This window comes from Streptomyces sp. KM273126, from assembly GCF_004337435.2.
In the GTDB taxonomy this organism is placed as follows: domain Bacteria; phylum Actinomycetota; class Actinomycetes; order Streptomycetales; family Streptomycetaceae; genus Streptomyces; species Streptomyces acidicola.
Map to the genome: position 1 here is coordinate 332,368 of NZ_SJXB02000002.1, position 12,259 is coordinate 344,626.

The 12,259-nt window shown below is 72.6% G+C and carries 13 protein-coding genes; 7 read left to right on the top strand and 6 right to left on the bottom strand.

Features of this window, described 5'->3' with window-relative positions:
• Position 1 precedes the first annotated feature (1 nt).
• Positions 2-799 carry an adenosylcobinamide-GDP ribazoletransferase gene (locus tag E0500_RS32060; RefSeq protein WP_165935198.1) on the bottom strand — a complete coding sequence of 266 codons (798 nt, stop codon included), beginning with the start codon at positions 797-799 and terminating at the stop codon, positions 2-4.
• 85 nt (positions 800-884) lie between these two features.
• Between E0500_RS32060 and E0500_RS32065 the strand changes: the two genes are divergently transcribed.
• A complete protein-coding gene (locus tag E0500_RS32065; RefSeq protein ID WP_131570270.1) occupies positions 885-1,658 on the top strand; it encodes a hypothetical protein in 774 nt (257 codons plus the stop codon).
• On the opposite strand, the gene E0500_RS32070 is transcribed toward E0500_RS32065, so the two are convergent.
• Both E0500_RS32070 and cobT read right to left on the bottom strand, forming a co-directional pair.
• Positions 1,589-2,320, bottom strand: a complete 732-nt coding sequence (locus E0500_RS32070) for a hypothetical protein (RefSeq protein WP_181587303.1) — start codon at positions 2,318-2,320, stop codon at positions 1,589-1,591. The genes E0500_RS32065 and E0500_RS32070 overlap by 70 nt on opposite strands.
• A gap of 344 nt (positions 2,321-2,664) precedes the next feature.
• Complete coding sequence (cobT, locus tag E0500_RS32075) at positions 2,665-3,786, bottom strand: nicotinate-nucleotide--dimethylbenzimidazole phosphoribosyltransferase (protein ID WP_131570274.1); 1,122 nt, start codon at positions 3,784-3,786, stop codon at positions 2,665-2,667.
• Positions 3,787-4,025: 239 nt separating this feature from the next.
• Between cobT and E0500_RS32080 the strand changes: the two genes are divergently transcribed.
• Entirely contained in the window at positions 4,026-4,997 is a 972-nt protein-coding gene (locus tag E0500_RS32080) for a class I SAM-dependent methyltransferase (protein WP_131570276.1), read from the top strand.
• Here E0500_RS32080 and E0500_RS32085 read toward each other — a convergent pair.
• Entirely contained in the window at positions 4,986-6,188 is a 1,203-nt protein-coding gene (locus E0500_RS32085; RefSeq protein WP_131570278.1) for a bifunctional adenosylcobinamide kinase/adenosylcobinamide-phosphate guanylyltransferase, read from the bottom strand. The two genes, E0500_RS32080 and E0500_RS32085, sit on opposite strands and share 12 nt — an antisense overlap.
• Positions 6,189-6,342: 154 nt before the next feature.
• On the opposite strand from E0500_RS32085, the gene E0500_RS32090 reads away from it, so the two are divergent.
• Positions 6,343-6,549, top strand: a complete 207-nt coding sequence (locus E0500_RS32090) for a hypothetical protein (RefSeq protein ID WP_131570280.1) — start codon at positions 6,343-6,345, stop codon at positions 6,547-6,549.
• A gap of 119 nt (positions 6,550-6,668) precedes the next feature.
• Here the strand turns inward: E0500_RS32090 and E0500_RS32095 are convergent, their stop codons facing one another.
• Both E0500_RS32095 and E0500_RS32100 read right to left on the bottom strand, forming a co-directional pair.
• Positions 6,669-7,379, bottom strand: coding sequence for a bifunctional 2-polyprenyl-6-hydroxyphenol methylase/3-demethylubiquinol 3-O-methyltransferase UbiG (locus E0500_RS32095; protein WP_131572105.1), 711 nt, complete (start codon positions 7,377-7,379; stop codon positions 6,669-6,671).
• A gap of 83 nt (positions 7,380-7,462) precedes the next feature.
• Entirely contained in the window at positions 7,463-8,092 is a 630-nt protein-coding gene (locus E0500_RS32100; RefSeq protein WP_131572104.1) for a DUF3043 domain-containing protein, read from the bottom strand.
• A gap of 302 nt (positions 8,093-8,394) precedes the next feature.
• Here E0500_RS32100 and E0500_RS32105 point away from each other — a divergent pair, with 302 nt between their 5' ends.
• The 4 genes from E0500_RS32105 (at position 8,395) to E0500_RS32120 (ending at position 12,100) form a co-directional block, all read left to right on the top strand.
• Entirely contained in the window at positions 8,395-9,198 is an 804-nt protein-coding gene (locus E0500_RS32105; protein ID WP_131572103.1) for a PspA/IM30 family protein, read from the top strand.
• 39 nt (positions 9,199-9,237) lie between these two features.
• A complete protein-coding gene (locus E0500_RS32110; RefSeq protein WP_131572102.1) occupies positions 9,238-9,516 on the top strand; it encodes a PspA-associated protein PspAA in 279 nt (92 codons plus the stop codon).
• A gap of 532 nt (positions 9,517-10,048) precedes the next feature.
• Entirely contained in the window at positions 10,049-11,296 is a 1,248-nt protein-coding gene (locus tag E0500_RS32115) for a histidine kinase (RefSeq protein WP_181587304.1), read from the top strand.
• Positions 11,297-11,413: 117 nt separating this feature from the next.
• Positions 11,414-12,100: a response regulator transcription factor gene (locus E0500_RS32120; protein ID WP_131568162.1), complete on the top strand. Its 687-nt coding sequence runs from the start codon at positions 11,414-11,416 to the stop codon at positions 12,098-12,100.
• Positions 12,101-12,259 lie beyond the last annotated feature (159 nt).

Consider the following 12,259-nt stretch of genomic DNA (forward strand, 5'->3'; position numbering starts at 1 on the left):
GTCATCCGAACGAGAGCACGACCAGCGCCGCCGTCGCCGCCGTCTCCGCCAGGGCACCGAACACATCACCCGTCACCCCGCCGAAGCGGCGCGTGCAGTGCCGCAGCAGCACCTCGGCGGCGGCACAGGCGAGGACGACCGCGAGGACCGTACGCAGGACCGCGTCGTACGGCCCGACAAGCGTGCTCACCCCGCCCGCGACGCACACGACCAGGCCCGCCACGAGAGCCGCGTTCCGCACGGGGACCGTGCCCGCGACCGCCGCGCCCAGGCCCTCGGGCCGGGCCGGCGGCACGCCCCTGCGTGCGGCCAGGGTCAGGGTGAGCCGGGCCGCGGTCGCCGAGACGGCGGCGGCGAGGGCGCCCAGGGCCCAGGACTGCCCGTACGCCTCGGCGAGCGCGGCGACCTGGGCGAGCAGTACGAAGACCAGAGTGAGGACGCCGAACGGACCGATGTCCGACTGCTTCATGATCCGCAACGCGTCCTCGGCGGGTTTGCCGCTGCCGAGCCCGTCGGCCGTGTCGGCGAGGCCGTCGAGGTGCAGGCCCCGGGTCAGGACGGCGGGCACGGCGGCGGTGGCCACGGCCGCGAGCAGGGGGCCCGCGCCGAGCAGGAGCAGCAGCAGTCCGAGTGCGGCGGAGAGAAGCCCGACGACCAGGCCGGCGACCGGCGCGCACAGCATCCCGGCGCGTGCGGCGTCACGGTCCCAGCGGGTCACGGTGACGGGCAGCACGGTCAGGGTGCCGAAGGCGAAGCGCAGGCCGTCGGGGAGGGAGGACTCGGACACCGGCTTGGACACCGGCGCAGGGTATCCGGCGGCTTCGGGGCCACCGTCGGCGGGCCGACGGCCGGGAGGTGGCTTAAATCGTGACTAAAGTGCGCATATGGGTTACTGGTTGCATCGGAACATCATCGAACCGGGCAAACTTCCCCTCCTGCTCGCCCTCACCGCCTTCGTGCTGACGTTCGTGATCACCCGGGTCATCACCCGCATGATCCGCGCGGGCAAGGGGCCGTTCCGCAACATCGACTCCGGCGGCGTGCACATCCACCACGTGGTCCCCGGGGTCCTGCTGATGGTGGCCGGCGGCTTCGGCGCGGTGGCGAGCGGACGGGAAGGGGTCGGCCCCGCCCTGTGCGCCGTGCTGTTCGGGGTGGGCGTGGGCCTGGTGCTGGACGAGTTCGCGCTGATCCTGCACCTCCACGACGTGTACTGGACCGAACAGGGCCGCAAGAGCGTCGAGATGGTGGTCATGACGGCGGCTCTCGTCAGTCTGGTGCTCTGCGGCTTCCTGCCGTTCGGGGTCAACGACGTGGGCCGGCAGGAGTTGGCGGACCGCGGTTCGGTGATCCTCAGCGTCGGCCTGAACTTCCTCTTCGCGCTGCTCGCCCTCAGCAAGGGCAAGGTCCGCATCGCGCTCTTCGGCGTGATCGTGCCCTTCATCGCCGTGATCGGGGCGCTCCGGCTGGCCCGCCCCCACTCGCCGTGGGCCAAGCGCTTCTACCGCCGCCGCCCGCGCGCCCGCGCCAGATCCCAGCTGCGAGCCTTCCACCACGACCGCCGCTGGGCGGGGCTGAGCCGCAAGGTTCAGGACTGGATCGGAGGCGCACCCGACGGCCCGACCGGAGCGTCCGCCCACACCGCGGACCGCCGCTGACGCCACTGGGACACCCCGCACACCACCAGCACCGCCGCGATCGCCGCCACGTGCTCCTTGCCCGCGAGGTTCTCCTTCAGCAGCAACTCGACGACCATCGCCGCGACCACCGCCGCCATCGTGACGTACGCCCGGTAGCGCCAGCCCACGAACACGGCGAGCCCGACCACGGCGGCCGACGGCCCGGTGTCCACGACCCGCCCGTCCGAGGCGGGCAGCCCGAAGAGCACGTCCGGACCGAGCGCGACGCCCACACGCGCGTACAGTGTGCCCGCCAGCGTGGCGACGTACGCGACGGCGAGCGTCCGCCGACGGCCCAGGGAGATCTCCGCGATCCCGAACACGACCAGGATCTGCAGGAGTCCGCCCCACACCGGCAGGTCCAGGGCCGGTACGAAGAGGGAGAGCGGCGTGCGCAGCAGGGCGAGCCAGAGAGGGTCGTCGGCGCGTACGACACCGATGTCCTGGACGAACCCGTAACCCCACGACCGTCCGTGCACGAAGTGCAGGAGCGCGGTGAGGCCCACCGCGGCCAGGGCCAGCGGCACGGCCCTGAAGCGCTCGCGCACCACCACCGGGCGCACGGTGTCGTACAGCCGCCCCCACTCGGCCCGGACCAGCCGCACGAGGACGCCGCCGAGGACGCTCGGCCGCGTACTCATCCGCCGATCCTCCCGCCGACCCGCATGCGCCCGTCCTCCGTCGCCGTCCGGCCCGCCCTTGCCGACGTGCCGTGTTCGAAGACCGAAGGGCACGCGGGGAAGTTGAGCGGGACCGGGATGATCCCGCTCTCGCGGGCGGTGACGGACCTCGTACCCGGTCCGCTCGTGCGATGGTAGGTCGGCCGCGGCCGGTTTGTGGCGGCCGAGATTCGCGGTCGAGGTAGACGAGTCCGGTGTGCGCGGTGGACGAGTCCGGTGGCCGCGTGGAAGAGGCCGGCGGTCGGGGGAGAAGAGCCCGGTGGCCGCGGCGGAAGGGTGCCGCCGACAGGGGCCCGCCCGTCGGATCAGCCGGCCGCGGCCGAATTCTCCGGCTCCTCCGGCTCCTCCGGCTTGTCCAGCGCCTGCGGTTCCTTCGGTTCCGGCTGTTCCTCCGGCAGCTCCGCCGCCAGGGCGGCCGCCGCCTGGACCAGCGGCAGGGCCAGGAGCGCGCCCATGCCCTCGCCGACGCCCACGCCGTGGTCGAGGAGCGGCTCGATGGCCATCCGGTCGAGGGCCTTCGCCTGGGCCGGCTCGCCGCTGTTGTGTCCGGCCAGCCACCAGTCCGGCGCCCGGAAGGCGACCCGCTGGCCGACGAGGGCGCACGCGGCCGACACGACCCCGTCCAGGATCACGGGGGTCTTGCGTACGGCGCTCTGGAGCAGGAAGCCCGTCATCGCGGCCAGGTCGGCGCCGCCCACCGTCGCCAGCAACTGCAACTGGTCCCCGAGCACCGGCCGGGCCCGCCGCAGGGCGTCCCGCACGGCCGCGCACTTCCGCATCCACGCCAGGTCGTCGATCGCCACCCCGCCCCGCCCGGTGACGACGGACGCGTCCGTGCCGCACAGCGCCGCGACCAGTACCGCCGCCGCCGTGGTCCCCCCGACGCTCACATCCCCGAGCACGACCAGATCCGTACCGGAGTCGGCCTCCTCGTCCGCGACCGCGACCCCCGCCAGGAACGCCGCCTCAGCCTCCTGGAGGGTCAGCGCGTCCTCGATGTCGATCCGCCCGGACCCGCGCCGCACCCGGTGCCGTACGACCTCGTCCGGCAGCTCCTCCGGCGCGCAGTCCAGCGCCATGTCCACCACCCGTACGGGCACGTCGAGCCGCCGGGCCAGCACCGATACGGGGCTGCCCCCGTCGAGCACCGCCCGCACCAGTTCGCGCGCCGAGCCCGCGGGCCGCGTGGAGACGCCGAGTTCGGCTACCCCGTGGTCACCCGCGAACAGCACCACACGCGGCCGGGTGACCGGCCGCACCGGCACGGAGGCCTGCGCCGCCGCCAGCCACTCGCCCAGGTCGTCGAGGCGCCCCAGCGCCCCGGGTGGCACGATCTGCCGCTCCCGCCGCGCCTCGGCGTCGCGGCGCACCCCGCCGTCGGGGCGCTCGATCAGGTCGGTGAAGTCGTCGAGATTAAGCGAGCTCATTCGCTGAACAGTACCGGCAGCGGTCGAACACGGCGGCGCCACATCAGAGCCACGTCATTGCACCCGGGATGGCGATCCCATACGTTCCTTTTGTTCTGGAATGTCACACAGCTGATATGGCTGCTGAGATGTCCACTGAGGCGTCTACTGAGGCGTCCACTGAGGCCTACTGAGGCGTCCGCTGAGACGTCTGCTGCGAACTCTGCTGTTTAACTCCGCTTGACGAGGCAGGAGCCGCGATGTCGTTCCACGAGCCGTTCCACGAACCGCGCCGCGACGACTGCCCCTGGTGCGGTGCGCGACGGCTGCGCACCCGCGTCCGTACGCCCGATCCGGCGCGGCGCACCCCGGGCACGTTCGTGGTCGACGAGTGCCGGGCCTGCGGCCACACCTTCCAGAACCCGCGGCTCACGGCACAGGCACTGGCCGCCAGGGACACCCGCGGACGCCCCGACGCCTCCGTCGAACGCGCCCTCGGCGCCCGCGGCATCCGGCGGCGACACCGGGCCGCCGCCCTCGCGATGCTCCCGTACTCCGAGCCCGAGAGCTGGCTCGACGTCGGCACCGGCCACGGGCAGTTCCCGGAGATCGCGAAGGAGGTGCACGCGTACACCTCCTTCGACGGGCTCGACGCCACACCGCGCGTCCAGCGGGCCCGTGCCGCCGGGCGGATCGAGGAGGCCCACCAGGGCCTGCTCGCCGACCCGGAGATCACCGGCCGGCTGCGCGGCCGCTACGACGTGGTCAGCATGGTCCACCACCTGGAGCACACGCCCGACCCGCGCGCGGAACTCCGCGCCGCCCTCGACGTGCTGCGCCCCGGCGGCCATCTCCTCGTCGAAGTCCCCGACCCCGCCTGCGCGTTCGGCACCCTGCTCGGCACCTGGTGGGTGGCGTACGACCAGCCGCGCCACCTGCACCTGATGCCACGGCGGAACCTGGTGCGGGAACTTCGGGCGCAGGGCTGCGAGGTCGTCGCCACGGACCGGCGCGCCCCGCACATCCCGTACGACCTGACCGGCGCCCTCTGCCTCGTGCTGGCCCGCCTGCGTGCCCGGGCGGCGCTGACCCGGGCCTGCGCGCCCCTCCTGGCCGGGGCCGCGGCCCTGGACACCGGCCTCGCCCCGCTGCTGAGCCGCACCCGCTTCTCCAACGCGTACCGGATCATCGCGCGCCGGCCGGCGGACAACCCCAGGGCCTCAACCACGTAGCGGCAGCGCCTGCCCCGCCACCACGAGCAGCACGTGCTCGCACTCGTATCCGAACGCCGCGTTCAGGCGCCCGAGTTCGTCCCGGTAGCGGCGACCCGAAGCCGTCGCGGGGACGATCCCCGAGCCCACCTCGTTCGACACCGCGACGACCGTACGGCGGGTCTCGCGGAGGGCCTCGGTCAGTTCCCGCACCCGCGCCCGCAGCGCCCGCTCACCCCCGTCGGCCCACTCGGCGTCGTCCCAGGCGTCGACGGAGTCCATCGCGTCGGTCAGCCACAGCGACAGACAGTCGATCAGCAGGGGCGCGCCGTCGTCCTTCAGCAGGGGCACCAGGTCGCAGGTCTCGACGGTGCGCCACGAGCCGGGCCGCCGCTCACGGTGGGCGGCGACCCGGGCCTCCCACTCGCTGTCCTCGTTCCGCGTCCCGCCCGTCGCCACGTACAGCACGTCCGGGAACGACTCCAGCCGCCGCTCGGCCTCCACCGACTTCCCGGACCGTGCCCCGCCCAGCACGAGGGTGCGCCGGGGCACCTCCGGTACGTCCTCGTAGACGCCCACGGTCAGCGTCGTACCGTCCGGCACGGCCCGCGCCCCGGCGGCCGCCAGCCGCCGGCCGAGTTCGGCGCCGGGCGGCACGTCGTGGTCGAGGTGCACGGCGACCACGTCGGTCGCCGGCCCCACGGCCCCCGCCGCCCGCAGCCGCGCCAGCGCGTCCGGCCGCCCCACGACATCGGCGAGGACCATGTCGTACGACTCGGCGGACTGCTGCTCGAACCCCGCGGGCGCGGCGCCCGGCGGCAGGTACAGCAGCCGCTGCCCGCCCGGTCCCGTCACCGCGTACCCCGTACCCGGCGCGTCCATCGCCAGCGCCCGCACCCGATGCCCGGTCAGCAGCGCCAACTCCCTTCCGTCCGGCACCCGTCCGGGCTGTGGCAGTCCCGCCGGGACCTCGACCGCGGGCCCGCCGTGCGGATGCGAGAGCAGTACCTGCCGTACGCCGGCCAGCGTGTGCCCGGAGCGGGCGGCGGCGAGGGCGGCGCCGGGTGTCAGGTCGAGCAGCAGCGTGCCGTCGACCAGCAGCGCGGTCGCCGCGCGCGCGTCGGCCCCCAGCGAGTGCGCGCAGGCCGCGCAGGGGCAGTCGGGGCGGGGGAGGCCCTCAGGGGCGCCGGTGCCGAGCAGTGTCAGTTCCACGGCCCTGATTTTCCCGTATCGGCCGGAGTGCCCGCAGATCTTGTGCGTCCGACCAGGCTCAGCGCCGCCATACCAGTCGGAGACACTCCGGGCAGGAACCGGATCTTGCTCGGTACTGTGTATCGGTACCCGGTGGATTCCTATGGAGGCTCACATGGCGGCATGGACGTGGCGGTTCGAGAAGGCCGACGGGGCGGAGGTCCAGCCCGCGGTGCAGCCCGACGACTTCACCACGCAGGGGGATGCCGAGTCCTGGATCGGTGAGCACTGGAAGGCCCTGCGCGAGGGGGGCGCCGACCAGGTCCGGCTCTTCGAGGACGCGGCGCAGGTCTACGGGCCCATGAACCTGCACGCGGAGTAGCTCCGCCGCGGGCCGTTTCGCCTGTGCGGAGTGCGGAGTGCGGAGTGCGGAGTGCGGGGCTGCGGAGTGCGGGGCTGCGGAGTGCGGGGCTGTGGGGCTGTGGGGCTGTGGGGCCTGCCTCAGCCCCGCACCCCGCACAGGTGCAGCAGAGCCGCGACCCCGCGGTACGGATCCGTCCGCCCGGCCCGTTCCTCCGCCGCCAGCAGCGCGTCCAATTCCCCGGGGTTCTCGGGGACAGGGGCGTCGTCCGACGCGAGGTCCGTGAAGATCCGGACGCCGTACCAGGTGTGGAGCGGGGCGCCGATGCCCGCGAGTGCCGACGTGAGGGCGTCGAGGCGGTCGGCGCGGACGTCGCGCCCCAGGTGATTCGTGTAGGCGGTGGTGTCGAACGAGGTCAGCGCCGTCGCCCAGTCCCCGGCCAGTCCCGGCCGCATGGCGAGCGCGTCCCCGTTCCGTACGAGGAGCGAGAGGAGCCCCCCGGGCGCCAGCATCCGGGCCAGGCCCGCCAGCAGCGCGTCCGGGTTCTCGACGTACATCAGCACCCCGTGGCACAGCACCACGTCGAAGCTGCCCGGCAGGAAGTGGACGCCCGTGTCCCGGCCGTCGCTCTCGACCAGCCGGACCCGGCTGCGTATCCCCTCGGGCTCGGCGGCGAGGGCCTCCCGGGCCAGGGCGAGCATCGTCGCGTCCTGCTCGACACCGGTCACCTTGTGGCCGGCCCGGGCCAGCCGCAGCGCCTGCGTGCCCTGGCCCATGCCGACGTCCAGCACCCGCAGCCGCTGCCCGACGGGGAACTGCCCGGCCATCTGCTCGTCGAGCTGCCGGGCCACCAGTTCCTGCCGTACGACCTCACGCAGCCCGCCCAGCCTGTTCGGCCGGGCCTGCGCCTCGTCCCCGGAGAAAGACGTCGTGCTCAGGGCCGCTCTCCGCGCTTCACCTGCGGCTTCGGCAGCCGGAGGCGACGCATCTGGAGGGTACGCATCAGCGCGTAGGCGACGGCCCCGCGCCTGTTCTGGTCGGGGAAGCGCTCGGTCAGCTGCTTCTTCAGGCGGAAGCCGATCCAGATCGAGTCGACCACGATCAGCACGATCACGAAGAGCCACAGCAGCAGCGCGATGTTCTGCAGCGACGCCACCCGCACCATGCTCAGCACGAGGATGATCACGGCCAGCGGCAGGAAGAACTCCGCGATGGAGAACCGCGAGTCCACGAAGTCACGCGCGAACTTCCGCACCGGGCCCTTGTCACGGACCGGCAGGTAGCGCTCGTCACCGCCCGCCAGCGCCTGGCGCTGCTTCTCCAGCGCGGCCCGGCGTTCGTCCCGGGCGCGCTTGGAAGCCTCCTTGCGCGTCGTCGGCGTATTGGCGACGCTGCGGCGCTGGGCCTGGGCCTCACTACGCTTGGGAGTGGGCCTGCCCTTGGGGGCCTGCGGGTCACGGGTCTGCGTGGAGTCGGTCACCGGCGCCTTGTCGGCCGCCCGGTCCTTCTCGCTCTTGGAACGGCTACGGAACACAAAACCCAAGGGTACGGGGTTTCCTGGCATGGACCCCAGCCGGGCGGGGAACGATCCGGCAACACCGCTCGTCAACTAAAGGGGACAGAGTGGCCTGAAAAGGGAGGCCGGCGACGGCCCGCTCCGAGGGAACCTGAGGAATTCCGGGACCTGTCCCGTACACAACCCCGGGAGACACCTACTCCCTACGCCGGAGCAGTGCCGTACGCAGTCGTCCTTGGGGATGAGCGCATCCGTCCCCGAACAGTGCGGTAATGGATGCAGACCCCGTACCGTGGGATCTGTTGTAGTCGCTGGAGCTGGAGTCCGTCAGAAGGGGGCGCGCGAAGCCCATGAGCGGTGTCATGAAGCGTATGGGGATGATCTTCCGCGCGAAGGCGAACAAGGCCCTTGACAGGGCCGAGGACCCGCGCGAGACCCTCGATTACTCGTACCAGAAGCAGCTGGAGCTGCTACAGAAGGTGCGTCGCGGAGTCGCCGACGTGGCGACCTCGCGCAAGCGCCTGGAACTGCAGCTGAACCAGCTCCAGTCCCAGTCGTCCAAGCTGGAGGACCAGGGCCGCAAGGCGCTCGCGCTGGGCCGCGAGGACCTGGCCCGTGAGGCGCTGTCGCGCCGTGCCGCGCTCCAGCAGCAGGTGACGGATCTGGAGACGCAGCACCAGACGTTGCAGGGCGAGGAGGAGAAGCTCACCCTGGCGGCCCAGCGCCTCCAGGCGAAGGTGGACGCCTTCCGCACCAAGAAGGAAACCATCAAGGCGACGTACACGGCGGCCCAGGCGCAGACCCGGATCGGCGAGGCCTTTTCCGGCATCTCCGAGGAGATGGGCGACGTCGGGCTGGCCATCCAGCGGGCCGAGGACAAGACGGCCCAGCTCCAGGCGCGGGCGGGCGCCATCGACGAACTGCTCGCCTCGGGTGCCCTGGACGACCCCTCCGGCATGGCCAAGGACGACATTCAGGCCGAGCTGGACCGGCTCTCCGGTGGTACGGATGTGGAGCTGGAACTGCAGCGCATGAAGGCGGAGCTGGCGGGCGGTTCGTCCTCGCAGCAGCAGGCGATCGAGGAGGGTACGGGCGCGGGTGACGCCTCCCGTACGAAGTCCCAGCAGGACACCCCGCGCTTCGACAAGCAGTGACCGCCTGACGGTCCGCGTCCCACGCCTGAGGAGGGCGACATGATCGTACGGATCATGGGGGAGGGACAGGTGAGGCTGGACGACAGCCACCTCACCGAACTGAACAAGCTCGACGACGAACTGCTGGTGGAGGTGGAGGGCGGCGACGGTCCGGGATTCCGGCGCACTCTCCACTCCCTGCTGGACAAGGTCCGCGAACTGGGCACGCCCCTGCCGGACGACGCGCTGGAGCCCTCCGAACTGATCCTCCCGTCTCCGGACGCGACCCTTGAGCAGGTCCGTGAGTTCCTGCACGAGGAGGGGCTGATTCCGGGCTGACGCCGGTGCCTCGCGCGTGACGGGTTGCTCCTTCGCCCCCGCCGCCCCTACCCGTCCCATCCCCAGGGGCTCCGCCCCTTCGACTCCGACCAGGGGCTGCGCCCCTGGAACCCCCCAGGGCCGCGGGGTCGGCCCCGGCCCGTACTTCGGGCTCCGCCCGACCCGCCTCGGGGCTTCGCCCCGGGCCCCTCTTCGCGGTTCCGCCCCGGCCTTTGTTTCGGGGCCGCGCCCCGGCCCCGGTTTCGGGGGCCAGCCCCCGGACCCCCGCTCCTCAAACGCCGGAGGGGCTGGATTTACGCCGGAGGAGCTGGATTTACGCCGGAGGAGCTGGATCTCAGCCCGTCCGGCGATTGAGGACGAGGCCGTTCAGGCCGATCATCGTGCCGGTCGACCGCAGATGACTCACCAACCTCAGCCACTAACCACCCCCCAAGGGGGTCTGGGGGCGCAGCCCCCACGAGGGAGCCCCGAAGCAACAGGTACCGCCGACACCCGTACCGCCCCCGGCAGGGCCCCCGTACCGTTTGAAGGCGTGAGCACCCTCCTCCGCGCCCGCCACTGGCTGAAGGCGCACCCCCTGGCGCTGGACGCGGCGCTGGCGATCGCCGTGCTGGCCTGCATGCTGGCCGGTTCGTTCGTCGACCCGAACGCCGAGCGCGGCGCGAAATGGGGTGCCCGCACCCCGGACGCCCTCGGCGTCACCCTGATGACGCTGAGCGCGGTCGCCCTCGTCCTGCGCCGCCGTGCCCCCAGGACCGTACTGGCGGTCACCGTCGCCTTCTCCGTCGTCGCGCTCGCGAGTGGCGAGCCCCGCGCCCCGGTCGCGATGTCCGCCGTGATCGCCCTGTACACGGTCGCCTCCACCACCGACCGCCCCACCACTTGGCGCGTCGGCCTGCTCACCATGACCACCCTGACCGGCACCGCCATGCTCGCCGGCCCCCTGCCCTGGTACGAGCAGGAGAACCTCGGCATCTTCGCCTGGACCGGTATGGCCGCCGCGGCCGGAGACGCCGTACGCAGCCGCCGCGCCTTCATCCACGCCATCAGGGAGCGCGCCGAGCGCGCCGAACGAACCCGCGAGGAGGAGGCCCGCCGCCGAGTCGCCGAGGAACGCCTGCGCATCGCCCGCGACCTGCACGACGTCGTCGCCCACCACATCGCCCTGGTCAACGTCCAGGCCGGAGTCGCCGCCCATGTCATGGACAAGCGGCCCGACCAGGCGAAAGAGGCCCTTGCTCATGTCCGCGACGCCAGCCGCTCCGCGCTGGGAGAACTCCGTGCCACGGTCGGCCTGCTGAGACAGTCCGGCGATCCGGAGGCCCCGACCGAACCCGCCCCCGGCCTGAACCGGCTCGACGAACTCGCCGACACCTTCCGCAACGCCGGTCTGCCCGTGGAGGTCGCCCGTTCCGACCTGGGCATCGCCCTTCCGGCCGCCGTCGATCTCGCCGCGTACCGCGTCATCCAGGAAGCCCTCACCAACGTCCAGAAACACGCGGGCCCCGAAGCGAAGGCCGAGGTCAGCGTCGTACGGGCGGGTCCGAACATCGAGGTCACCGTGCTCGACAACGGCCCCGAAGGGCACAAGGGCAACGAAGGCCACACCGGCCCCGAGGAGGACGGCGGCGGTGGCGGCCACGGGCTGATCGGCATGCGGGAACGCGTCACCGCACTCGGTGGCAGTTGCACCGCGGGCCCCCGCTACGGAGGCGGCTTCCGCGTCCATGCGATCCTGCCCGTCAAGACTCCTACCGCCCGGGCCGACGACACAGCGTGACCGCTGCGGGCAGGCAGGACCGTACGATCCGACCCGACCCGACCCGACCCGACCCGACCCGACCCAACCCGACCCACCCGACCCAGCCCTTGCCCTGAATCACCGGGGGAACACCACATGACCATCCGCGTCCTGCTCGCCGACGACCAGGCACTCCTGCGCAGCGCCTTCCGCGTGCTCGTCGACTCCGAGCCGGACATGGAGGTCGTGGGGGAGGCCTCGGACGGGGCGGAGGCCGTGGAACTCGCGCGTGCGGAGCGGGCGGACGTGGTGCTGATGGACATCCGCATGCCGGGCACGGACGGGCTCGCCGCCACCCGGCTCATCACCGCCGACCCCGCGCTCGCCCATGTCCGCGTGGTCATGCTGACGACGTTCGAGGTCGACGAGTACGTGGTGCAGTCGCTGCGCGCCGGCGCCTCCGGCTTCCTCGGCAAGGGCTCGGAACCCGAGGAACTGCTGAACGCGATCCGGGTCGCGGCGGGCGGCGAGGCGCTGCTGTCGCCCGCCGCCACCAAGGGGCTCATCGCCAGGTTCCTCGCCCAGGGGAACGGCGCACAGGACGAGGGGCGCGACCCCGCCCGCTCCGAGCGCCTAGGGTCCCTGACCGGCCGGGAGCGCGAGGTCCTCGTCCAGGTCGCGGGCGGGCACTCCAACGACGAGATCGCCGAACGCCTCGAAGTGAGCCCGCTGACCGTGAAGACGCACGTCAACCGGGCCATGGCCAAGCTCGGCGCCCGCGACCGGGCCCAGCTCGTGGTCATCGCGTACGAGTCCGGACTCGTACGCCCAAGGGTGGACTGAGCTCAACCCGGGCGTACTGCGGCCGGAGTACTGGCCGATCAAGGAAATGGACCTGGGGGCTACGAATCGGCGTCCGGGGATGGCTCATGGTGTAGAGGCGGGCGCTCACTTGCGCTGCTTCATACGTGCCGGTGTGCTCCACCCGCGTCGTGCGCTTCG

Coding starts and splice junctions, on each gene's coding strand:
- E0500_RS32065 (WP_131570270.1), top strand. CDS start 885: ATGGGTTACTGGTTGCATCGGAACATCATCGAACCGGGCAAACTTCCC.
- E0500_RS32070 (WP_181587303.1), bottom strand. CDS start 2,320: ATGAGTACGCGGCCGAGCGTCCTCGGCGGCGTCCTCGTGCGGCTGGTC.
- cobT (WP_131570274.1), bottom strand. CDS start 3,786: ATGAGCTCGCTTAATCTCGACGACTTCACCGACCTGATCGAGCGCCCC.
- E0500_RS32080 (WP_131570276.1), top strand. CDS start 4,026: ATGTCGTTCCACGAGCCGTTCCACGAACCGCGCCGCGACGACTGCCCC.
- E0500_RS32090 (WP_131570280.1), top strand. CDS start 6,343: ATGGCGGCATGGACGTGGCGGTTCGAGAAGGCCGACGGGGCGGAGGTC.
- E0500_RS32100 (WP_131572104.1), bottom strand. CDS start 8,092: ATGCCAGGAAACCCCGTACCCTTGGGTTTTGTGTTCCGTAGCCGTTCC.
- E0500_RS32105 (WP_131572103.1), top strand. CDS start 8,395: ATGAGCGGTGTCATGAAGCGTATGGGGATGATCTTCCGCGCGAAGGCG.
- E0500_RS32110 (WP_131572102.1), top strand. CDS start 9,238: ATGATCGTACGGATCATGGGGGAGGGACAGGTGAGGCTGGACGACAGC.
- E0500_RS32120 (WP_131568162.1), top strand. CDS start 11,414: ATGACCATCCGCGTCCTGCTCGCCGACGACCAGGCACTCCTGCGCAGC.